20 protein-coding genes and 1 riboswitch are annotated in these 22,698 nt (G+C 65.6%); of the genes, 6 read left to right on the top strand and 14 right to left on the bottom strand.

All coding sequences use genetic code 11. The features are described from left to right. Nucleotides 1-2: 2 nt before the first annotated feature. The 6 genes from AB0I14_RS30355 to AB0I14_RS30380 all read right to left on the bottom strand — a co-directional run bounded on the left by AB0I14_RS30355 (nucleotide 3) and on the right by AB0I14_RS30380 (nucleotide 9,073). Entirely contained in the window at nucleotides 3-4,103 is a 4,101-nt protein-coding gene (locus tag AB0I14_RS30355) for an AMP-binding protein (RefSeq protein WP_358030095.1), read from the bottom strand. 118 nt (nucleotides 4,104-4,221) lie between these two features. Then, nucleotides 4,222-4,467 carry an acyl carrier protein gene (locus AB0I14_RS30360; protein ID WP_358030098.1) on the bottom strand — a complete coding sequence of 82 codons (246 nt, stop codon included), beginning with the start codon at nucleotides 4,465-4,467 and terminating at the stop codon, nucleotides 4,222-4,224. Further along, nucleotides 4,460-6,052, bottom strand: coding sequence for a fatty acid--CoA ligase FadD10 (gene fadD10, locus AB0I14_RS30365; RefSeq protein WP_358030100.1), 1,593 nt, complete (start codon nucleotides 6,050-6,052; stop codon nucleotides 4,460-4,462). The genes AB0I14_RS30360 and fadD10 overlap by 8 nt, the downstream gene beginning before the upstream one ends. A 27-nt stretch (nucleotides 6,053-6,079) precedes the next feature. After that, a complete protein-coding gene (locus AB0I14_RS30370; protein ID WP_358030103.1) occupies nucleotides 6,080-6,634 on the bottom strand; it encodes an FcoT family thioesterase in 555 nt (184 codons plus the stop codon). 2 nt (nucleotides 6,635-6,636) lie between these two features. Continuing rightward, complete coding sequence (locus AB0I14_RS30375) at nucleotides 6,637-7,506, bottom strand: TauD/TfdA family dioxygenase (protein ID WP_358030106.1); 870 nt, start codon at nucleotides 7,504-7,506, stop codon at nucleotides 6,637-6,639. An 85-nt stretch (nucleotides 7,507-7,591) separates the two neighbouring features. Then, nucleotides 7,592-9,073 carry a PPE domain-containing protein gene (locus tag AB0I14_RS30380; RefSeq protein WP_358030109.1) on the bottom strand — a complete coding sequence of 494 codons (1,482 nt, stop codon included), beginning with the start codon at nucleotides 9,071-9,073 and terminating at the stop codon, nucleotides 7,592-7,594. A 191-nt stretch (nucleotides 9,074-9,264) separates the two neighbouring features. Between AB0I14_RS30380 and AB0I14_RS30385 the strand changes: the two genes are divergently transcribed. Then, a complete protein-coding gene (locus AB0I14_RS30385; RefSeq protein ID WP_358030112.1) occupies nucleotides 9,265-10,074 on the top strand; it encodes a class I SAM-dependent methyltransferase in 810 nt (269 codons plus the stop codon). Nucleotides 10,075-10,171: 97 nt separating this feature from the next. On the opposite strand, the gene metE is transcribed toward AB0I14_RS30385, so the two are convergent. The 3 genes from metE to AB0I14_RS30400 form a co-directional block, all read right to left on the bottom strand. Further along, nucleotides 10,172-12,445: a 5-methyltetrahydropteroyltriglutamate--homocysteine S-methyltransferase gene (gene metE / locus AB0I14_RS30390; RefSeq protein WP_358030115.1), complete on the bottom strand. Its 2,274-nt coding sequence runs from the start codon at nucleotides 12,443-12,445 to the stop codon at nucleotides 10,172-10,174. Between the two features lie 126 nt (nucleotides 12,446-12,571). Next, nucleotides 12,572-12,780: riboswitch (cobalamin riboswitch) on the bottom strand. A 67-nt stretch (nucleotides 12,781-12,847) separates the two neighbouring features. Then, complete coding sequence (locus AB0I14_RS30395; protein ID WP_358030118.1) at nucleotides 12,848-13,522, bottom strand: sensor domain-containing protein; 675 nt, start codon at nucleotides 13,520-13,522, stop codon at nucleotides 12,848-12,850. A 117-nt stretch (nucleotides 13,523-13,639) separates the two neighbouring features. After that, on the bottom strand, nucleotides 13,640-14,161 hold the full coding sequence (locus tag AB0I14_RS30400) for a hypothetical protein (RefSeq protein ID WP_358030121.1): 522 nt from the start codon (nucleotides 14,159-14,161) through the stop codon (nucleotides 13,640-13,642). Between the two features lie 527 nt (nucleotides 14,162-14,688). Here AB0I14_RS30400 and AB0I14_RS30405 point away from each other — a divergent pair. From AB0I14_RS30405 to AB0I14_RS30420, 4 genes are all read left to right on the top strand, one after another. Then, nucleotides 14,689-15,354: an MspA family porin gene (locus AB0I14_RS30405; RefSeq protein ID WP_358030124.1), complete on the top strand. Its 666-nt coding sequence runs from the start codon at nucleotides 14,689-14,691 to the stop codon at nucleotides 15,352-15,354. Nucleotides 15,355-15,445: 91 nt separating this feature from the next. Beyond that, a complete protein-coding gene (locus AB0I14_RS30410; protein ID WP_358030126.1) occupies nucleotides 15,446-16,129 on the top strand; it encodes an MspA family porin in 684 nt (227 codons plus the stop codon). A gap of 31 nt (nucleotides 16,130-16,160) precedes the next feature. Continuing rightward, complete coding sequence (locus tag AB0I14_RS30415; RefSeq protein WP_358030129.1) at nucleotides 16,161-16,895, top strand: hypothetical protein; 735 nt, start codon at nucleotides 16,161-16,163, stop codon at nucleotides 16,893-16,895. Nucleotides 16,896-17,146: 251 nt separating this feature from the next. Beyond that, nucleotides 17,147-17,428 (top strand): hypothetical protein, encoded by a 282-nt coding sequence (locus AB0I14_RS30420; RefSeq protein WP_358030132.1) that lies wholly within the window; start codon nucleotides 17,147-17,149, stop codon nucleotides 17,426-17,428. Between the two features lie 75 nt (nucleotides 17,429-17,503). Here the strand turns inward: AB0I14_RS30420 and AB0I14_RS30425 are convergent, their stop codons facing one another. After that, a complete protein-coding gene (locus AB0I14_RS30425; RefSeq protein WP_358030134.1) occupies nucleotides 17,504-17,902 on the bottom strand; it encodes a hypothetical protein in 399 nt (132 codons plus the stop codon). Then, nucleotides 17,889-18,434, bottom strand: coding sequence for a signal peptidase II (locus AB0I14_RS30430; RefSeq protein WP_358030137.1), 546 nt, complete (start codon nucleotides 18,432-18,434; stop codon nucleotides 17,889-17,891). Before AB0I14_RS30430 ends, AB0I14_RS30425 begins: the two co-directional genes overlap by 14 nt. A gap of 106 nt (nucleotides 18,435-18,540) precedes the next feature. On the opposite strand from AB0I14_RS30430, the gene AB0I14_RS30435 reads away from it, so the two are divergent. Next, a complete protein-coding gene (locus AB0I14_RS30435) occupies nucleotides 18,541-19,293 on the top strand; it encodes an enoyl-CoA hydratase (RefSeq protein WP_358030140.1) in 753 nt (250 codons plus the stop codon). A gap of 7 nt (nucleotides 19,294-19,300) precedes the next feature. Here AB0I14_RS30435 and AB0I14_RS30440 read toward each other — a convergent pair whose 3' ends face one another. The 3 genes from AB0I14_RS30440 to pdhA form a co-directional block, all read right to left on the bottom strand. Beyond that, complete coding sequence (locus AB0I14_RS30440; RefSeq protein ID WP_358030142.1) at nucleotides 19,301-20,488, bottom strand: dihydrolipoamide acetyltransferase family protein; 1,188 nt, start codon at nucleotides 20,486-20,488, stop codon at nucleotides 19,301-19,303. Then, the gene (locus AB0I14_RS30445; RefSeq protein ID WP_358030270.1) at nucleotides 20,485-21,471 is read right to left on the bottom strand and encodes an alpha-ketoacid dehydrogenase subunit beta; all 987 of its coding nucleotides are present in this window, start codon (nucleotides 21,469-21,471) and stop codon (nucleotides 20,485-20,487) included. Before AB0I14_RS30445 ends, AB0I14_RS30440 begins: the two co-directional genes overlap by 4 nt. A 104-nt stretch (nucleotides 21,472-21,575) precedes the next feature. Next, on the bottom strand, nucleotides 21,576-22,667 hold the full coding sequence (gene pdhA / locus AB0I14_RS30450) for a pyruvate dehydrogenase (acetyl-transferring) E1 component subunit alpha (RefSeq protein ID WP_358030144.1): 1,092 nt from the start codon (nucleotides 22,665-22,667) through the stop codon (nucleotides 21,576-21,578). Nucleotides 22,668-22,698 lie beyond the last annotated feature (31 nt).

A 22,698-nucleotide genomic window follows, 5' to 3' on the forward strand; every position in this document is an offset into this window, starting at 1 on the left:
CCTCACTGTCTAACGGCGTCTGGTTGATAGGTCGTTGGACAACCGTGTTGAGTTCCCGAATATCCGTCGGCGAGCAGATTCTGCAACGACGGCGGCCTCGTCACGAGTTCGCCTACCGAGTCGATGTCCAGTGCAAGACTCGGAAACTCGGCAAGGTATTCCGCGTAGGAACGTCCGTCGAGCGTCATTCCCAAGCCGATCCACGCGTCGATCACCGACCAACGACGCGGATTGGCCTTCGCCCAATCACTTTCATCCAAGCGACCCTTCCAATCGTGAATAGCGACCTCTTCGCAGGCAACCGTGCCGAGCAATTCCCGGTACGCCACTGACTGCCCACGCATCACATCGATCCCGCATCCCAGCTCATCCGGTCCACCGAAGTCCGGCAACCTGCGAAGAATGCTCTCCGCCGCCGCGCGGCCGGTCGTCACCTCCTCGGTCAACTCCACCGCCGGAAAGGCCTGTAGCGCATGGCAGGCATCCACAACGGACACCAGGATGTCGGCGGACCCCCGCACCTGTTCGGCTGTCCCCAGGACCCGGGGCAAGCGCACCACCGTGAAATCGAGGTCTCGGCCGGCCCCGGCCACCGCCAGTTCCGCGAGCGCCTTGGAGGCGGCGTATGGGTACGGAGCCTGACGCGGGTCGACCACGTGTGGTGCGTTGACGTCCGCATTGACGACGTACGTCGACAGGTGCACCAGCCGGGCGCCCGAATCCGAGCACGACTCGGCCATGGTCGCCACCAATTCCACATTGGCCGAACGGAGTTCACGGTAGGGAACCACCACGTTGGTGTTCCCGATGCAGTTGACGAGGGTCCGGGTGCCGGTCTCGCGGATCAGCTTTCCCAACTCGACCGGACCGAAACCGGGGACGAGGCGTTCGATCCGCACGCCCGGCGTCCCGCGAAGCTCCGTCCAGACCCCGTTATCGGGAGTGGCTGACCTCATGGCCAGCACGATGTCGGGACGCGGCGCGCCTGATCGTGTCAGCTCCAGAATCGCCTCAGCGAATCCGCTGCCCAGAATTCCAGACGCACCCAACACCAGGACGGGCTCTGCGCTACGGGCTGATGCTCGCCGTGGGTTCGACATCTCACCGGTGCGCCGCGTGGACAGTGCGGTCAAGTCACATTCGATCTCGGCAGCGGTGCTGCTGTCCATCCAGCCATCCGCAATCGACATGTCGGCCACCAGGTTCGCCGCGGTATCGGCACCGATCAGGTCCAGAATCGACACCTGCCGACCGAGATACCTGCGCGTATCGGGCAAGATGCGGACAAGATCCAGCGACCCGATGCCCTCGCACAGCAGCGAAGTGCCGGGCGTGATCGACGCACCGAGGTGAGCACTCCATATTTCGGCCAGGCCGGCCGCCCGCTCTCCGGCGTCGGCATCGACTCGCAGGCCATCGCCCGAGACGGCCGATGTTCGCAGCCTGGTCGTGTCGGTTTTTCCGTTGGGCTTTCTGGGAATGCGCGCGACGCCCGAAACGACGAACGACGGGACACGCGAATCGACCAGGACGCTCCTGATACGTGCTGCCGCAGCGGGGTCTTCGCCGCCGTCGCGGGTCCCCTGGGTCTCGAACCAGACACCCAGACCGCCGTTGTGAAGCTCAACGGCGACATCGACCACCGTCGGGTCTGCCACGATGCGTCGGGTGATCTCTGCGGTGTCGACCCGCTTGCCGGAGATCTTGACGAGGGCGTCCTTACGGCCCGCGAAGATCGGGTATCCGTCGCCGTCGATCGTTACCCGATCGGCGGTCGCAAAGGCGCGCAGCCGCCGGCCGTCGGCAGTGGTGACCAATCCGAAACTGGCGCTGTCCACGCCGAGATAGCCGTCGGCCACCGCCTCCCCCACCACCACGACTTCGCCGAACGCGATCACCACCGCGTTCGCATCGAGTGGCCGGCCCAGTCGCAGGCGCGCGTGAGGTGCCATCACCTGCCCGTCACGGATGATCGGCAGGTAGGTCACCACCACGGTGGTCTCAGTCGGGCCGTAGCTCGATGTCAACGAGATCTGTGCGGCACCAACCGTACTCATCCATTTGTCGACGGCGGCGGAGCGGATGGGTTCACCGCCGATCACGATCTGCCGCAGCCCAGAGCCGCGGACAACGGACATCGCGTCGACGTCGTCACACCACAGATGCCACACCGCGGTCGGCAGATCGACAATGGTGGCCCCGGATGCGACCAGATCGCTGGTAAGTGCCTGCAGATCACCGGCTTTCAGAGCGGCCGAACGGACGCACGCCGCTCCGCTGAGGGCAGCACCGAAGATTTCCTCGACGCTGATATCCGACGTGAGCGGTGCGCATTGCACGATGGTGTCGTGCGGGCCCCAACCGTAGGCACGTACCGCCCCAACGCAGAACGCCGCCAGCGATCCGTGGCTGACGTGCACGAGTTTGGGTTCCCCGGTCGATCCGGACGTGGGCATGACGTAGGCGGTCCTGGTGGCGAGGTGCGGATCCGTCATCGCCTCGTCGACGCGGGCCTTCACCCGACGTCGATGGTCCTCGTCGAGGCGTTGCGGGATGGTCGCTGAGTCGACATCGACGATATGCACTGACATACCGTTGCCGGATTCGTCGATCCCTTGTGCCCGCTCTCCCAGCTGATCCTTGCTGTCGCAGGCGCTGTAGCCACAGCCGGCCAGGTGACACGCGATCAGGAGGTCGATGGTCGTGTCGGTGTCGTCGTCGGTGAAGACCACCACATCACCAGGCCTAGCGCGGATTTCGAGCAACCAGGAAATCCACGGATCGACTCGGGGGCGACGCTGACGACATTCGTCGATGACCTCGGGGCGATCCAGAAACCACGCGGGTGCCGGCAGACCGCTGCGGACAGGTACCGGTGCAACCGAGCACCGTGTCCCGTCGTCGGCAATCCCGCACCACTCATCGACGGTCATCGCAATGGGCAGATCCCACATCCTCGACATGGATTTCAGGGCGGTCGCGATCCGGTCCGCCACACCGACGGTCCGACGTGACAGATCGGCTCGGTTCCAGATGTTCAGAGTGAGTGTGTGTCGTCGCTCGTCGAGGACAGCCGCCACGGTCACCCCCTCGACCGGGCCGATATGCGTCGTCACCGGTGCGTCGGCCAAGAAGGGCGCCAACTCAGGTGCACAGGGCTCGCGCAGAAAGTTGAGCGTCAGTGTTTCCACCGACGTGGTCCGATTGATCGCCAGATACATTCGGCGGTAGTGCTCTTCACGCAGCCACCGGCGCCTTACGGCTTTGACGTAACCCCGATCCACCGTGCGCACCACGTCCGCCACCGACGCGAATGCCGAAAACCGAACGGGCTGCGCCACCGAGTTGACCAGGCACGTCGCGACATCGAGATCAGGGGCGCCGAAGCGGTTGTCCACCGCGTGCACCAGAAGGGCCTCGGTCCGCTGTCGAACACTCGCGTCTACTGCCGTCGCCGCTGCCGCGACAAGTACGTTGAGCGGGACGCTTTCACGCTCGACCACGTTGAGAACGTGGTGGTAGTCCGCACCGGAGATCACCGCGGACTCGGCCAGAGTTCCCCGGGCTGCCGCTACCGGATGTTCGACGGCAGGATGTACATGACCGCTCCCGCCGGTGGCCTCTGTTAGCTCCCGTTGCACAGCGGTGGTGAGCCGCTCACGTGATTCGTCGATACGGCTCGACTCCCGGCGGTGCGCCGCGACGATGTCGGCCAGGAGGTCGCCGCCACAGCCGACCTCGGGCGAGTCACCCTGTGCGAGCGCACGTCCGAGGTCGGCTTCGACGATCCCGATTGCACCACCATCGAGCAAGATGTGGTGCGCGTGGGCTTCGAGGCGATACACCAGGCCATCGCCGTCAACGTAGACGGTGTAGCGTGCCAGCGGTTTCGCCAGGATGCCGGATCCCCACACCTGGGCCAGCGCGTGACCGGGCTCTGCGCTTCCGTCATCGCCGCACACGTGCACGATGTCATCGACATCCAGCCCGGGTACCAGATCCGGATATCCGCCGGCATCAGCCGGAGCCACCAGGACACACAGCTGAACCGGGTTGCCGAGGATCGTGGCGCGCAGGGCCGACAGGAAGTCCGATGACGGCATTGGTTGAAACCGGTAACTTCTACCTATCAGGTAGAGGTCGGGATCATCGTCGTGCAGAGCCCCGCGGTAGATGTTCTGTTGGGATCGACTCAGCGGAATACGTGGTGCATCAGCACCTTCAGACAGGTTCACCCAGCTTCTCCAACTCCCGGACCCAGCCGGCGATCGACAGGTTGTCCGCCAGTCGCCGCGGTAGGTCCGATTCCCGATCGATGCCGAGTTGCTTCATCAACAGGACGAATCGAACCGAGTCCAGCCCGAGGTCTCTCAGGTCGGTGGCGTCACCGTCGACGAGATCCGACTCATCGACGTAGAGCACCTCTGCGAGTGCAGCGAGGATTCTCTCCCTCGGTGTCTCAGCCACCGGCAGTCACCGTGGCGGTATCACTGCCGGTCCCAGCACTCAGCGACGTTCGCATGATCTTGCCGGACCGGGTTCGTGGAATCTCTTGCACGAACCTGATTGTCGATGGCCTGGCGATGGGTTCTGATTCCTGCCGGAAGCGAGCCGCAATGGCCTGTTTGAGCTTCCTGGCCCCTAACTGGTCCATGCTGGTCGACGCGACCACAGCCAGACCCACCAGCGCACCGAACTCCTCGTCGGGGATTTCGAAGCAGGCCGCCTCGTCGACGCCGGCGACACTCTCGGCGATTCGATCAACCTCGTCGGGCGCGATGTTCACCCCACCGGAGATGATCATCTCTGATGACCGTCCCCTGATGTAGAAGTAGCCGTCGTCGTGACGGTCCAGAAGGTCCCCGGTGTTCACCCACCCGTCAACCAGAGCTTCCGCGGTGCGGTCGGGGTTGTCCCAATACCCCAACATGTTCGCCGGGGACTTGATCCACGACACGCCCGAGGAAGCCGAACCGGAGCCGGACTGTGTGGGCGGACCGCTGCCGTCGTCATCCAGGTGAACTTCCACGCCGGGATACGGCCGGCCCACCGCGCCCGCCGCAATTCTGGCGATCGACCCGTCATCGGTGGGGAGGCACAGTGCGGTACAACCGGTTTCGCTGAGACCGTAGACCTGCGCGGTACGAACGCCCGCCGCCTCTACAAAGCTGACGTCAGAAGCAATCGCGCGGGATCCGCCATAACCCACCATGCGAAGTGACGGCGGGACCGGCGCACCGGAGGACCGCAGTTCGGACACCAAGCGCGTCAGCAGCGTGGGAACCAGACACGTTGTCGCAACGCCATTCGCGGTGAGGATCTCGCCGATGGATGACGCGTGGTCGCCGCCGGTGATGCACAACCCGCCCTGCATCAGGCAATTGAGGATCCACCAGAGCCCACCGATGTGCGTCGCGGGCAACGGCGAGTAGGTGGTTTCGCCGACGACCCAGTCAACCCAGGTCAATCGCTCTCGCTGCAGGGTATCGGCGATCGAATAGAAGGTCCGATTCGGCAGCAGAACGGCTTTCGGTGCACCGGTCGTGCCGCTGGTGAAGATCATCGCCAGCGGATGATCGGCTCCCAGATCGGGAAAGCCGGATACCGGCTCTGGAACCGGAGCGGCGCAGTCCGTTCCCACGGGGATGTGGACAGCCCAGACGGGTATCGAACGGAGTCCCTCTGAGAGCTCGGTGGGTTGTAGCCGGCACCCGGGACCGATCAGAATCGCGCTGGGGGTGGTGATCTCGCCGAAGCGGTCGATGGTGGCCGGAGGCAGGCGGCCGTCGACCATGACCGCGATGGCGCCCACTGCCGCACAGGCCAACACGGACAAATAGGTCTCGGGCCCGTTGTCCGAGACGACGAACACCCGAGACCCGGTCGAGATGCCATGAGAAGCGAGATCGCCTGCCACTCTTTTCACTTCGGCCATGAGGTCTCGGTAGCGGATCACGCTGCCGCCGTCGCAGCGGCGCAGGGCGATCGCGTCCGGACGCTGCCTCGCCCTCTCGACGATGCGTTCCAGCACCGTGGCTGGTGGGTGTGCCATAGCTGTGTAACTGCTCTCGTAGACGGATCAGGGAATGTTGAGTGCCGCCAGTTCGACTTCGCCGGATGCAGCCCCGCCGTCCTCATCCCAGAATTCGACCGTGCAGGGGATCTTGAGATAGCGAATCGTTCGGTCGACGACCTCGAAGTCCTTGCACAGCAACCGCGCCGAGAATCCATGAGACTTGATCGGACGCTTGAAACGTGATGCCGTGGTCTTGATCAACATGCTGGGCAGCTGATAGTTGAAGTAGTCCTCGATCGACCATCCCCGGAATTCGGGTATCACCTCGTTGAGGATGGCGGGCGCGAACGCGCTGTAGGCGAGTTGGTTGAAGCACAGGACCCATTCCGCAGCATTGAAGTGGCCGGTGTCGCGGATGTATGCCGGCTCCTTGATGCTGAAGTTCCCGATGGCGAACACCGAGTTCTCGGTGGCTTCGTACTCCGCGTCGAGAAGATAGCGGCACCCCTTGTACGAATAGGGTTCCAGGACCTTGACCAGCAGATCCTCGGGGATCGGTGCCATGTGCGCGATGCTGTCCCCACTGCTGGCCAGAGGCAGTGTCTCAACGGTGCTCATGCTCATACTCCATATCCCGGTGTGGTGAGGCCGTCCAGCATGGTCAGCCGATGAGTCGTCAAAGTGCCCGGCGTGGTGCCGTGTTTCGCCCGGTGCATCAGAACCCGGTTGTCCCACAACACAACATCGCCGACTTCGTAGTGTTGGGTGTGAATGAAGGGCGAGGCGAAATCTGGATCGAGTTGTCCGGTGGCACTCATCAGTTCCTGCAGCACGGCGGGCTCCAGGAGATGTCCGTGCCGGTCCTCGATTTTCGTGGTGCCCGATGCGCAGATGTAGAGGATCTCCTGCCCGGTCTTCGGGTGCCTTATCACCGTCGGCCAGGTGATCGGCGGCGTGGTCCTGGAGAACTCGTCCCAGACCTCGCCGATCGGTTTGTACACGTCATGTGGGCGAATCTTGATGTGGCGCCGGGGATCATGGGTGGCGAAAGTTCCGCGGACCGGGTCGCGTACGGCGTCCGGTAGGGACTCCCAGACCTTGTTGAGGTCGATGAAGTAGGTTCCCCGATCAGTCCCCGGCACCGCCAGCGGCACCACCATGGAGAATGCGAACGGTTCCGGCATGAACATGTAGTCGATGTGCCAGAATGCGCCGGTCCTGGGCACGCCGTGACCTTGCTCCGTCGAGGAGACGAAGATCTCGGGATGGTCGTGGTGGTGATAGATCGGCTCGTAGTACGTGACGACGTCACCCACGATGCGGCCCAATTCGAGAAACTCCGCTGGAGTCGGATGGACATCTTTCAGGATCACCAGCTTGTTCTGGTACACGATCTCGCGGATCTCGTCCCTCATGACGCCGTCGAGGTTCCTGGGATCGATTCCCGTGACTTGCGTCCCGAGCCCCTCCCCTTTCACATTCAGCGTCATCTCTTCTCCTCGTTCGGCGCTGTTCTGCGTCGCGCTGATGTTGCGACTGTCGGATTGGTCGAGCCAAACCGGTTGAAAGTTCCCGCTATTCGCGATTCTTCTGTGAGTTTCCCGCCCAAGTGCTGGGAAGCACGGGGACGGATTGTCCGGCGCCGTCGGACATTTGCCGAACCAACCCGGCCGCAGGTGCACTGGTGGTGACCGGGGCGGCTCCGGAGAACCCGAGTACGGACGCCCCCGTCCTACTGGATGACGGTGACGCGGGTCGGCCAAGATCGTGGCCTTCCGCCGGGCCGTCCACCGCATCCGTGGCGTCCAGGAATTCATAGCGGTAACTACGTGCGCGGTCTCGGTTGCGCCCCGTCTGTTTTCGCCGGTTGCGGGCCACGGCCGCCGCTCTGGCCGCGGCTACGGTGGTGAGGACGTCCGCCATTCGGTCAGGTGAATTCGCGCCGGTCCTGGGTCCTGCGGTCACTGCGGGCGGATCCAAACCGGGCACGGCGTAGCCGACAGTAGATGGGCCTGCCGCACCGCCCGTGGTGCCCGGACTGCTCGGGGTGGGCGCACCAGACCCCGTACCGGTCTGCGGAACTGCTGTCGAGGCTGCGGACGGGGGCAATGGCACGCCGACCTCGACTGACCGGCCTGCGCGGTGCCCGGTGTCGACGTCGGTGGGCCCCGGCATCAGCCCGGGCGCCGGGACCTTGTCCTGCAGCAGCGCCAGCGCGCCCAGGGCGCTTAGGGCACTGAGCGCCGGCGCGAAGAACGGTAGGAGCAGCAGCGAATACGACGCGTAGTAGGGATACCAGAGCATGTCGTAGAGGACCAGTGCTATGGCGGCGAGTATGGCGGCCTCGGCCGGATTGAACCCCAATTGCCCGAAGAATTGTTGAAAGGTCTCGAGGAGCTGTTGGGGATTGCCGGCTCCGGAAATGAGATCCGAGATCAGTTTCCAGACGTCGTCCAGCGGCTTCTCCCCTGACGTTGAGCCGGACGTATTCTGCTGCTCGCTCCGTGCTTCACCTCCCGGCGCGAGGATCGACGGGGCCGGCCGGGTCGAGGGAACCGCCGAGTACGCGCTCGTCGCCACCGCTTCGTAGGTGGCCATCGATTCGGCCGCCTGCAGCCACATCCGCACGTAATCGGCTTCGTTGAGCGCGATCGGGATGGTGTTGATGCCGAAGAAGTTCGTGGCCAAGAGCACGCCGCGGGTGACGTGGTTGGTGGCGAGTTCCACCAGGGTGGGCATGGTCACCAACGCGGTGCTGTAAGCGGCGGCAGCGGTCTGATGCTGCGCCGCGGTGACGGCACTGTCGGCCGAGGCCTGTTCCAGCCACGCCAGGTAAGGGCCGTGGGCAGCCACATACTGTGCGGCACTGGGCCCTTCCCAGCTACCGCCCTGAACTTCGGCCAGGATCTGCGTGAGCTCGGCGGCCGCAGCACTGTATTGCGCGCTCAAGCCCTGCCACTGGGCAGCTGCCGCGATCAGGGATCCGGGACCCGGCCCGGCAGTCAACAGAGCCGAATGCACCTCTGGAGGCACCGCGAACCACAGCGGTGCGGTCACGTCATCACCTCCTCGCATGAGCGTTGATTGCGACCACACCGCCGGTACGCGTTGCCTCGTAATTGAGCTAGTCGGGCACGAGCACCAGAAAGTTCCCGGGATTTCCGTGATGATCTTTCAACCGGGGCAATGGTTCTCGACGACGCAACACCTGTGCCTCTGCTTGTGCGCCGCCGGGGTACGGTCGGCGCATGCCAGTCATCGACGCTCGTCATCTGACGGCGATATCAGAAACCGCGCTACTGACTCTGCATCAGAGAGCGACCGAGGCTGCCCGGTCCGACGGCATCATCGAGGACCCGCTGGCGATCACGCTGCGCGATGGCCTCGGGTACGACTATCAGCATTTCGGCCGTACCCACCAAGCCACCGCACTGCGGGCCCTGGCATTCGACAACGCTTCTCGGCGGTACCTCCGGGCGCACCCACGTGCCACCGTGGTCGCGCTCGCCGAGGGGCTGCAGACCAGCTTCTGGCGTCTCGACAACGGCGAGATGAATTGGCTTTCAGTGGATCTGGATCCGATCATCGGGCTGCGTCAGGAATTGCTACCGTCCTCGGACAGACTCCGCTACCTGGCGCAGTCCGCCCTCGACTACTCCTGGATGGACCAGGTCGACACTGCCAACGGTGTGCTCATCACTGCCGAGGGCTTGTTCCAATATCTGGAGCACGACGCGGTGTTCGACCTCATTGCCGTCTGTGCCGCCAGATTCCCCGGGGGACATCTGATCTTCGACAGCGTCCCGCGGTTTCTGAGCTGGTACTCGCAACGGCGCGGCATCAGACTCAGCAAGGAGTACACCGCGCCGCCGATGCCCTTCTCATTCACCGCCGACCGCTACGGCGAGCTGCGTGCGATCCCCGGCGTTCGCGCGGCCCATGAACTTGAGATGCCTGCGGGCCGGGGCAAGGTCCTGTCGCGTGCTGCGGCGGTCGTCTACCGATCACGGTCGCTGGAACGCTTCCGGGCACCGACCAACGTCGTCGAGTTCGGTTGATGCACCGGAGATGCTGAGCCGCAACAAGCGTGGGCCTTGTGCACGGCAATCGACCCGATTGCGTGCACAAGGCCCACGCTCGGCGACCTGAATGACGCTATCCCGCGCGCACTTCCGCGGCAGCGCCGACCAGATGCCTGAGCGCCTCGGCCACCTCACCTGTGGTTCGGGTCTTCAGTCCGCAGTCTGGATTGACCCAGAGACGTTCGGCGGGAACCGCTTTGAGAGCCTCACGCAGTGACCTCACGATCTCCTCCACGCCGGGCACCCGCGGTGAGTGGATGTCGTAGACACCCGGGCCGACACTGTTGGAGAACCCGGCGGCATTGAGATCACCGAGCACCTCCATGTGTGAACGGGCCGCCTCGATGGAGGTCACGTCGGCGTCCAGGTCAGCGATCGCCCCGATCACCTCACCGAACTCCGAGTAGCACAGGTGGGTGTGGATCTGTGTGGAGTCGGCGACGCCGGAGGTGGACAGCCGGAACGCATCGACGGCCCAGCGTAGGTACGCCGCCTTGTCATTGGTGCGCAGCGGTAGCAGTTCGCGCAACGCGGGCTCGTCCACCTGGATGATCGCGATGCCTGCTGACTGCAGGTCCACAGTTTCGTCCCGGATGGCCAGGGCAACCTGAAAAGCGGTATCGGCCAATGGCTGATCGTCCCGGACGAAAGACCAGGCCAAGATGGTGACCGGGCCGGTGAGCATGCCCTTGACCGGTTTGTCGGTCAGCGACTGGGCATAGGTGATCCACTCAACGGTCATCGGCTTGGGCCGCGCCACGTCCCCGTAGAGGATCGGCGGGCGCACGCAGCGGCTGCCGTAGGACTGCACCCAGCCGTTCTGCGTGGCGAAGAACCCGTCAAGTTGTTCGGCGAAATACTGCACCATGTCGTTGCGCTCGGGCTCACCGTGTACCAGCACATCGAGGCCGAGTTGCTCCTGCAAGGCGATGACATCGGCGATCTCCGACTTCATCCGGCCCTCGTATTCGGGGGCATCGATCTTGCCGGACCGAAGATCGGCACGGGCAACGCGGATGGCCGCGGTCTGCGGGTAGGACCCGATCGTGGTGGTGGGCAGAGTCGGCAGACTCAGCCGGTCCTGCTGTGCGCTGCGACGCTCATCGGCCGGTCCACGTGTGGAACCCGAGGCGACGAGGGACGAGATCCGCGCCCTGACTCGGCCGTTGTTGAGCCGTGGATCGGACTTGCGGGACGCGATGGCAGCGTTGGATGCCGTCATCTCGGCCGAGATCGCGTCCCGTCCCTCCCTGAGGCCGCGCGCCAAGACCACCACCTCATCAACCTTCTCGGACCCGAAGGCCAGCCAACTGCGCAGCGCCGCATCGATATCCGGCTCGGCATCAAGGGTGTACGGCACATGCAGCGTCGAGCACGACGTCGAAACCGCTACCGCCGCCGCGGACGCCGGCAGCGTGGTCAAAGTGCGCAGAGCGCGCTCCAGATCGGTGCGCCAGATATTGCGTCCGTCGACCACCCCCGCCACCAGGAGCTTTTCCCTCAGCTCCGGCACAGCTGCCAGGGCAGTGGCAGAGCCGGCCACCAAATCGATACCGATGGCCTCGACCGGCGTGCGGGCCAGGGCGGGCAGTGTGTCGGTCAGCTCACCGAAGTAGGTCGCGACGAAGACCGAAGGCCGCTTGCCCACAGCACCGAGCCGCGAGTACGTCCGCTCGGCGAGTTCGGCAGCGTTGTCCAGGATGTCGGTCACCAACACCGGCTCATCGAACTGGACCCACTCGACTCCCTCGTCGACCAGCAGGCCCAACAATTCGGCGTAGACCTCGACGAGTTCCTCCAACCGGGAGATAGGTGTGTCCGCGCCGTCGACAGCTTTCGACAGCGCCAGGAAGGTGAGGGGCCCGACAATCACCGGCCGTACCGGAATCTCCTGTACCCGAGCCTCTTCCAGCTCCCCCAGCACCTTCGTCGGGCAGAGCGAGAACGACGTGTCGGGCCCCAGTTCCGGCACCAGGTAGTGGTAATTGGTGTCGAACCATTTGGTCATTTCCAACGGGGCGATGTCGTCGTTCCCGCGGGCTGCGGCGAAGTAGCGGTCGAGATCATCGGCGATACCGTGGGCTCGGGTCGGCAGGGCACCGACCAGAACTGCGGTGTCGAGCACCTGGTCGTAATAGGAGAACGTGTTGACCGGGACCGAGTCCAGCCCGGCCGCGACCAGCGACGCCCACGTGTCGCGGCGCAGGGTGGCAGCGACGGACTCGAGTTCATCGCGATCAATCCGTCCCGCCCAGTACTTCTCGACGGCGCGCTTGAGTTCGCGTTGGGGACCTATTCGGGGCGACCCGAGAATGGTGGCGACGAAGGGTGTTGCGGTTGTGCTCATGACGACGTCCTTCAACGTGCGAGGGATGGCCATCGCCTGGAGACGCCGAACCGAACACAGCCACCCACCATGAGTGAACCGCTTTCGGCCACTGCCCATTCCGCGAGGCGATGAACCACCGGACGCGGCGCGCCCGGTACGGCTGGCAGGTCTTCGGACTCACAGGCGCGCACGCAAACCGTGCTCCTACTGGCCGTCGCTTCCCAGCCGCAGATTCCTGCGGGCCAGTGCTGATGACGGCGGTCGTTCCTGCATACCGCTGCGGGACAGTCCCGGATTCTCACCGGGTTCCCTCTCACGTCGCATCTCAATCAGCCTGCGGCGTTCGATGTCGGCGCCGCATCTACCCCCGGCACCGACAAACCAACTGCGCGGCTCAGACTACCCGGTGGTGAGCACCACCTACCGGGGCATCGCGGCTTTGATCTTGTCCACCACATCGGCGGCCTGGGTCACCGAGGATCCCGCCGGCTTACACGCCTGGATGTCCATGACCAGGTTGGCGGCCACGGCCAGCGCACGCTGGCAGTCGCGGGTCTGATCCCCGTCGACGCGGGTAAACGGCAGGGTGAGCTCGGAATCCGTCCTCGTGAGATCGCCGCTCGTCCACTTGGGCAGGCGTTCACCGTTGAGGGTGATGTTCACGTGGTGGTTGGTGCACTTGGACCAGCGATCGGCCGACTGATTCAGGAAGTCGGTGGCGTCCTGCGCTGACGGGAAGATCACCACCGACTGCACCAGCAGGTTGTCCCAGTTGTCATTGTCCGGGCCCCTGAGCAGGACCTGGCGCATGGCGGCCCAGTGATCCCCGTAGATGGCGGACTCGTTGACCTGCCAGGCGCCCAGGCAATTCAGGTTGGGCAGCAGGTTGCGGTGGTCGCTCATCTCGGTGACCGGTGGGTGCGCCGTCATCCCGTCGGTCCCCATCAGGGTGTTGACCTCCTCGGCGCTGAGCAACAACCCCTCGAGTGCCGACTTGGGCACGTCCTTCGGCGGACCCTGGGCCTTGTCACCGTTTCCAGTACAACTGGTTGCCACTAGCACGAGCGCGACCAACGAGATCACAAGCCGGACCACGGTAATCCTTTACTGAAGGCACGGTGCACCGCGCATCGGGTAGGTGAGTGTTCGAAGATGGCGGATTCCGGCCCGAGCCGCGATTACCCGATCATTCCAACATGATTGAGTTCTCCGTCAGGCGTGGGTGCCGGCGGCGGCGCAGGCCATCTGCGCGTTGTTGGCGTCGGTGTTGAGCTGGGTGGCCGAGTCATTGAGTGATTGACCGCCGGTCCGCAGCCCCATCTTCAGCAGCAGCTTCGTGGCACCGAAAGACCATGACCGCATCGGGTTGGCAATGTCGGGCGAGAGCCCCGGTGTGCCGGCGGCATTCATCGCCGACGCAGCAGCTTCGCGCAGCGCCGTCCGGCCACTCGTGTTCGTGGTGCTGATTGTCGGATCCCCATAGTCGGGGCGCTCCACACCTTCGATGGAATCCGCGAAATCGCCGTAGAAGGTCGATGCCGAATCGAGAGCGTCGGCGAACGTCGAGCACGCCGTAACCGCCGGCACGCCAGCGTCATCCGTGCTCGCAACCGGCACCGGCACCGGACCTGCCACCGGCGCACCCGGTGTCACCGGAGGCAACTCGGGCACCCCGGGCGCCGCCGGCCCCGGAGCCCCGGCCTCATCACCGGGTTCGGCGAGTGCCGTGGGCATGGCACCGAACCCAATGCTGAAGGCAATGAGCAGCGATGCAATCCCTCGCTCGTACACCTGAGACGACCTCAACGATTCCTCCGTCAGTCGGATAGCAGTTCGGCGGCAAGCGCCACAGTTGACGTCCGCGCCTCATCGACGCATCTGCCGTCCCCCCGGATCACCTCACGGTCGGGGGTTCACATGTCCAAAAGGTGAACACCCGGCCAACCCGTTCCCCCTAACGGTCGTCCATTGTGTGCCGGCCGGAGTTTTCCCTTCCTCATAATTGGAATGCATTGCCGCGCACCCCATTACCAGGAACCTCACAGGTTCGAAAAATCCAGCTGGATGGGAACGCGGCGGCAGTTGTTGGGGCGCTGTTCACCGTTTCGAAACGCGACCGGTTAATGATTCGTCGCGACAAGAGACCTTGGATCCCTTGGCTTCTGACGACCACGGCGCGTCGCAGACCATCGGGATTCAGAACCACGAGAGGCGCAAGTTCACGCATGTTGAGTCGTTTTGCCCCCCTGGCTGCAGTCTGCATGTTGGCCCCTGTAGCGATTGCGCCCCTTGCATCAGCGGATCCCCCGCCACCGCCGGACCCCGCGCCGGTCGCTGACGTCGCCGCGCCTGCCCCGCCCCCGCCGGACACCGGCGCCGTGCCTTCCTCGCCTCCCGGAGTCCTGGACACCCCGGACGGCTGGCACGTGACGGTGACCGGCTCCAACGAGACCCTGCTTCCGGTCGCTCCGCTGACCACCGCGGTGTCGTCGCGCGAATACCTCGTCGGCGGCACCTTCAACGGAAAAGTCTCCGGCGGTGGCAAGACCAAGCTCACCGGCGGCACGCTGGAGGCCGGCGCTCAGATCGGCTGCGGAATCATCAGCGACGAGACGGAGATCAACCCCGGCATCAGCTTCTCGCCGAGCATCAAGATTCCGTTCACCGGGTCCGCGGGCGATGTCGGCGCCGGTACCGGTATCAGCTTGCAGGGCAAGGTGTACCTGAAGCCGGGCACGGTCACCATCGTCCCGATCGACAAGAAGTCGTTCAAGGGTTCGGGCACCCGCGTGACCATCACGGGCGTCCGCATCAAGTTCGATCAGTGCGCCGGTCAGTCGTTCATTCGTACCTACGCGACTCTGACCAGCTCCACCGACAACACCGACGACGTCATCACCTACCTCGGCGTCACCAAGGCCGTCTGACCTCGGCCCGGATACGACACCGACCATGATTCGCTCTGACCGCCACGCCGATCCCTCGGATTCGAACCCCACGAGAGGCACAAGTTCCCGCATGTTGAATCGATTCGCCACCCTGGCTGCTGTCTGCCTGCTGGCCCCGGTAGCGTTGGCGCCCCTCGCGTCGGCCGACCCGCCGCCACCCCCACCAGCGGACCCGGCTGTCGACGCCGGCCCCCCGCCGGACAACGGAGTCGTCGCGTCCGCCGAGCCCGGCATCGTCACCACCCCGGACGGATGGAAGCTCACCGTCGCCGCGAAAGATGAGACCCAGCTGCCCGTGGCGCCGCTGACCACCGCTGTGTCGTCTCGCGAATACCTCGTCGCAGCCACGTTCACCGGCACCGTCACCGGCGGCGGGTCCACGTCCCTGACCGGCGGCACGCTGGACACCGGCTACCAGATCGGCTGCGGGATCGAACTCGGTCAGGTCCGCCTCATCGGTTCCATCGGCCTGAGCACGTCGGGCTCGACGCTGGCCGGCATCATCCCCACCGGTGTCAGCATGCCGATGTCCGGCACCATCGAGATCCACGCCAAGCCCGGCACCGTCACCAACGTCTCGGTGAACAAGAAGTCGTTCAAGGCCGCGCCGGTGCGTGTCACGTTGAAGGACGTCCACATCAAGATCGACGGCTGCGTGGGTCAGTCCTTCCTGCGGTCCTACGCCACCCTGACCAGCTCCACCACCGACACCGACGACGTGGTCGCTTACTACGGCGTCACCAAGTCGGTCTGACGGGCTGGACGTGAGAGCGAAACACGAAGGCATGAGCGAGAACCCGGACGGCACATTCGCGGTCAAGAACGCGATGGCCACCCTCGCCGCAGCCGGGCTGTTCGTGGTCGGCGCGGCGGTTGCCTGCTCGGCAACCGCCTCCGCCGATCCGGCACCGCCGGAGGTTCCAGGTGCGCCGGCAGTCGCCGCCCCGGCACCGGCTCCCGGGCCACCTCCGCCACCCGGACCCGAGGTGCCTCTCATGGGCGCACCGCTCGGCCCGAGCGGGTTGTCGGTGCTGGGCCAGACCGGGACCGAAACGGCACCCGGCAGACTGGGCACCCCGGCCGGGATCGACATGAGTCCCGGTGCGCTGCTGGGCCAGTATGCAGCTCCGTCGGCGCCCGGCGGGCCGCCAGCCACCAACGCACCTAACCTCAGAGCGTTCAACAACGGAAACTTCTTCCCGCAGAACGAGAAGCCGTCGGCGCCGGGTGAGGGCGCGGTGGTCGGCGTCGCACCGGGCCAGGAGAACGCGGACATCTCCGGGCTCGACTTTCTTCGACAGATGCGCAACATGTCCCACAACGGGAACCTGCGTGGCTCGTTGCTCGGGCAGGTACCCAAAGAGCAACTGGGTGAACCACTTCCGGGCACCGCGCCGCCGCTCGGGACGAACGTCCCGCAGGGGCTCGGTGAGAACCTGCCGGATCCGGCAGCGCCACCGCCGGCGCCGGGAACACCACTCCCCCCGGCGGATCCAGTTCCCGCACCGCCTGCTCCGTGAGACATTTCGGGCAGCATCCGGTGATCCCGGATGCTGCCCGATTGTTTTGTGCCCGCCCATACCCCCGGTCAGTCAAACTCGGCCCGCAGCCGCCAGCAGGACTAATTTCCGTAACTTTCTGTTAACTTCCTGTACATCGGGAATACACTGACTGGCAACGGTCGGGGCTACCGGTGAGAGCGACAGCATGAGATCCGACCGCCGGGAGGGTCGGGATGCTCACTCATGCTCGATATTCGAAAATCACCGGTGTGGCCGTGATCATCCCGGCCATTGCGCTCGGGGCCGCCCCTTTGGCCGCGGCGGAGCCGACTGCGGGCAGCGGGCAACGTGCTGACGAGACCATCTCGGCCCTCAGTGCCGAGGGTTACACCGTGGCGATCAACTGGGTCGGCGGCACCAGCACTTTGCCGCTGGACAGATGCCGGGTCAATTCGATCCACAACCCCAACCGCGGGGTGCCGCCGTTGCCGAAGTCAGCGGTGACGGTCTACGTGGATGTGCAATGCCCAGACGAGAGCGCGAATTCGTGAACGCCCTTGCGAGTCGCGGAGGCATCGGAATCGGATTCGGCTGATCCTCGCTCCGAGCGATCCGGTCGGCTTGCATCAGAATGCGCCGGCATTGGGCGCCGAGGTGGTGGCGTAGGGATTCGACATGGTCGTGGTCGCCGGCGCACTGGTCTCCACCGGGATCTCCTGCGGTGGCGGTGGCGCACTCGATGGTCCGATGTCCTCGCTGGTGCTCACCGGTGTCCGTGGCGAAGTGCTCGTGCTGGTTGTCACCGACCGCGACGACAGCTTGGTGGGCGTCACCGGGGTGAGTCGATCGGGTTGAGGAGGCAGTACCGACTGGTGCGACGTCATCAGGATCGCGAACACCAACGCGCCGATGGCCACCACACCCCCGATGCCGGCGACGACCATCGCCGCGGGGGTCTCGTGCCATGGCGGGCTCGGCGGACCTTCGGTTGAACCGACCCGGTGGTCCCGATCAACGTCCGGCATGCGGCCCCGGGCTCCGGGCGGCGCCGTTGAACGGAAAACCCGACAGCGACAACGCAATCAGCCAGACCACACCCGCCAGCACGGCCAGATCCGCCACGTTGAACACCGGCATCGGGCCGACCGCCAAGAAGTCGATCACCTGTCCCCGCAGCGGACCCGGGGCCCGGAAGAACCGATCGATGAGGTTGCCCGCGGCACCGCCGAGGATCGTTCCGAGGCCCAGCGCCCACCACGGTGAGCGGACATGCACGCCGATCCAGGCAATGACCGCGGCGACCGAAAGGACCACGATGGTCAGCATCACGGTGCGGTTGGCCGCCATCGACAACGCGGCACCAGAGTTGCGGGTGAGCTCGCACGCCAACCAGTCGCCGAGCAACGGGACCGCGCGACCGGGTTCGAGCAGGCCGACAGCCAGCATCTTGGTTCCCACGTCGACCGCAAAGATCGATCCGGCCGCCAGCAACAGCAATCGGCGCCGCGTCGGCTGCGTCGACCGGGCGCCAGAAATACCGGCAATGTCAGCCGTCATCGAATCATTGTCCGCGCGCACCGGCCGGACCGCCGGGCGGCGCGGCTGACGTTTCGATGAACATTTGTGGTCACCGCCGTCGGCGGGGGCGCGCTAGGGTGACCTGGTGTCGGATTCCGTGTTGGTCAGCGTCGACGATCACATCGCAGTCATCACCGTCAACGATCCCGATCGCCGCAATGCGGTGACTTTCGAGATGTCGGCGGCCCTGCGCACCGCGGTCGAGGCCGCCGAGGCCAACCCCGACGTGCACGCCGTGATCGTCACCGGTGCGGGCAAGGCGTTCTGCGCCGGCGCCGATCTGACCGCTCTCGGCGAAGCCACCGAGGACGGTCTGCGCAAGATCTACGACGGGTTTCTGGCCGTCGCGCATTGCACGCTGCCGACGATCGCCGCGGTCAACGGCGCCGCGGTGGGCGCGGGCCTGAACCTGGCGCTGGCCGCCGATGTACGTATCGCGGGCCCGGCGGCATTGTTCGATCCACGATTCCAGAAGCTGGGCATCCATCCCGGCGGCGGCGCCACCTGGATGCTGCAGCGCGGCGTCGGCCCGCAGGTGGCCCGGGCCGCGTTGTTGTTCGGCATGCGCTTCGACGCCGAATCCGCGGTGCGCCACGGCCTGGCCCTGTCGATCGCCGAGGATCCGGTGGGGGCCGCTCGCATGCTCGCCGCAGGCCCGGCCGCCGCGCCGCGCGACGTGGTGATCGCCACCAAGGCGTCGATGCGGGCCACCGCCAATCCGGGGACGGTCGACACCGACCAGCATGGGGCCGCCGTCGACATCGAACTCAGTCCTCAGGCCCGCTCCATCGAATCCCCGGAATTCGCAGCACGTTTGGCTGCTGCCAAACGTAAGTAGCCGGGGTCTAGAGGTCGATCACCGCCAGCTCGGGCGCCTCGAGCAGTGCGCGCAGGTCACCCAGGAACGCGGCGGCCTGAGCTCCGTCGACAACGCGGTGGTCGAAGGCACAGGTCAGCGACATGGTCGGGCGGGCCACCACCGCTCCATCCACCACGACCGGGCGCGGTTTGATCGAGCCCATGCCCAGAATCGCCGCCTCCGGATAGTTGATCACCGGCACACCGTCGTCCAGTCCGAGAGCGCCGAAGTTCGACACGGTGAAGGTCGATCCGCTCAGTTCTGCCGGGCTGAGCGTGCCGGCTCTGGCCTGCGCCACCAGGCCGGCCACCGTGCCGGCCAACTGGCGGGTTGTCATCGCCTGCGCGTCACGGACCACGGGAACCAACAGGCCACGCGGCGCGGCCACCCCGAAGCCCAGATGTACGGCCGGATGCCGGTGAATCTGAGCGCCTTCCGTGGTTTCCAGCCACGTGGAGTTCAGTAGCTGATGCCGTCCCAGCGCCAGGACCAGCAGCCGCAGCGTCAGTACGAACGGCGTGACGGGCAACTCCGCGTCGGCGGCCCGGATTCGGTCACGCAGCTGCAGCAACGCGGCACAGTCGACGTCGACGCGAGCGTTGGCATCGGGGATTTCCTTGTGTGACAGAGACATCCGTCGCGCCATGGCTGCCTGAACACCACCGACGTCGAGAATCTCCGAACTGCCCGCAGCGGCCAGCACGTCGTCGCGGGTGACGAGCCCCTCGGGCCCGGATCCCGGGGTCAGCGCGTCGAGATCCACGTGCAGATCGGCCGCCAGCTTGCGCACGGTTGGTTTGGCACGTGCCCGCGGACTGCCCGGCGTCGGCGTCCGTCTACTGGCATCCATGGTGTCGTCGGCACCGTACCCGACGAGTACCGATTTACGCGGTGTTGCACCATTTTTCGGGGCAGCGGTGGGAACGCCCGCCGGTTCACTGGCGTCGATCCGGACCAGCAGCGACCCGACGGTCAAGGTGTCCCCCGCTGCGCCACCGAGTTCGAGCACCTGCCCGGCGAACGGGCTGGGGATCTCCACCTCGGCCTTGTTGGTCTCGACGGTGCACAGTGTCTGATTGAGCTCGACCGTGTCGCCCACCGCGACACTCCAGCTGGTGATGGTGGCGTCCTGCAGTCCCTCGCCGAGATCAGGGACCAGGAACTGCCGGTTCACGGCTGACCCAGCGCACGCTCGACGCAGTCGAGCAACCGGTCGACGCCGGGCAGCCACGCCTTCTCCAGCCGGGCCGGCGGATACGGCGTGTCAAAACCGGTGGCGCGCAACACGGGTGACTCAAGGTCGTAGAAACACTCCTCGGATATCCGGGCGGCGAGTTCGGCCCCGAAGCCCAGGGTCCGAGGCCCCTCGTGCATCACCACGGCGCGCCCGGTGCGCTGCACCGAGGCCGCGACAGTGTCGAAGTCGACAGGGTTCAGCGAGCGCAGATCGACGACCTCGAGGCTCCAGCCCCGATCGGCGGCCAGGTCGGCGGCGTTCAGCGCGGTACCCACCAGCCCGCCATAGGTGATGACCGTGGCGTCGGTTCCGTTGCGCCGCACCGTGGCCCGGCCGATCGGTGGCGCCGGCGCGCTGGTGTCGACGAGTTCGCGAGCCCAGTAGCGCCGCTTGGGTTCCAGGAAGATCACCGGGTCCGGACTGCTGATCGCGTACCGCAGCAGCCAGTATGCGTCAGACGGGGTGGACGGCACGACCACCTTGAGGCCGGCAGTGTGCAACCAGTACGACTCGGTGGATTCCGAATGATGCTCGACCGCACCGATGCCGCCGAAGGACGGGATCCGCACCGTCACCGGCATCTTCACGTCGCCGTGGGTGCGCATGTGGTATTTCGCCAGGTGGCTGGCGATCTGGTCGAACGCGGGATAGCTGAATCCGTCGAACTGCATCTCCGGGACAGGGATGAAACCGCGAATGGCCAGGCCGATGGAGATGCCGATGATCGCCGACTCGGCCAGCGGAGTGTCGAAGCACCGGTCGGCACCGAAGGTTTCGGCCAGCCCCTCGGTGACCCGGAAGACTCCGCCGAGGGTGGCGACATCCTCACCGAACACCAGCACATGCTCGTCGGCGGCCATTGCGTCGCGTAGCGCCCGGTTGATGGCCGCGACCATCGTCAGTTCGGTGGCCACCGGCATGGACTCCGGCGCCGGAGGCGTGTTGAGAAGAGTCAGAGCCGGATCCCAGGGCTCCGGCGAATCACCCTGAGCGGCAGGACGATCGATGATCTGAGTCATGGGTCTCACGCCTCCTTCGCCAGTTCGGCCAACAGCTGATCGCGTTGGCGTGCCAGATCCGGGGTGATCTCGGCATACACGTTGTCGAACAGCTCGGCCGGATCGGCATCGGCGGCTCCGACGATGGTGTCCCGTAGCTCGGTGCGCAGCCGGTGCGACCGCGCCGCCACCCGTTGGTCCAGACGGTCGTCGAGCACGCCCACGGTCTGAAGGTAGGTGCGGTAGCGCGCGATCGGATCGCGGGCCAGCCAGTCATCGAGCTCGCTCGCCGACCGGTAGCGCGTGGGATCGTCGGACGTCGTGTGCGGGCCCATCCGGTAGGTGACCGCCTCGATGAGCGTGGGACCGCCGCCGTGGCGGGCCCGTTCGGCCGCCTCGGCCATCACCGCATAGCAGGCCAGCACGTCGTTGCCGTCGACGCGGATACCCGGCATGCCGTAGCCGGTCGCCCGATGTGCGATCGACGGCCCGGCCTGTTGCCGGCTCACCGGCACGGAAATCGCCCACTGATTGTTCTGCACGAAGAACACGCATGGCGTGTTGAACACAGATGCCAGGTTGAGCGCTTCGTGCGCGTCGCCCTCGCTGGTCGCGCCGTCACCGAGAAAGGCGACGGTCACCGAATCCTCGCCGAGGCGTTGGGCGGCCATCGCCGCGCCGACCGCGTGCAGCCCGTGGGTGCCGATCGGAATCGCGATCGGGGCGACGCAGCGGCTGGTGAACTCCATGCCCCCATGCCATTTGCCCCGCCACACCGCGCCCATCTGGCCCGGGGTGATCCCGCGCAGCAGGAACGCGCCGATCTCCCGGTACTGCGGGAACAGCCAGTCGGTCTTGCGCAGACAGGCCGTCGCCCCGATCTGCGCAGCCTCCTGGCCGCGACACGACGCGTACAACGCCAGCTCACCCTGGCGTTGCAGGTTGATGAATTCCGCGTCCAGATCGCGGGTGACCACCATGGACTCGTACAGCCAAGCCAGGGTCTCGTGAGGCAGATCGCGACTGTAGCGGGTCTCGCCGGTGGGTGAACCGTCCGCGTCCACCAGACGTACCGGATCCAGATCGACACTCAAGGGTGCCGAAAGCCGCTCAGCCATACCGCCTCCTTCTCGGGTGACGGCATGTTGC

The organism is Mycobacterium sp. NPDC050441, from assembly GCF_040655355.1.
In the GTDB taxonomy this organism is placed as follows: Bacteria; Actinomycetota; Actinomycetes; order Mycobacteriales; family Mycobacteriaceae; genus Mycobacterium.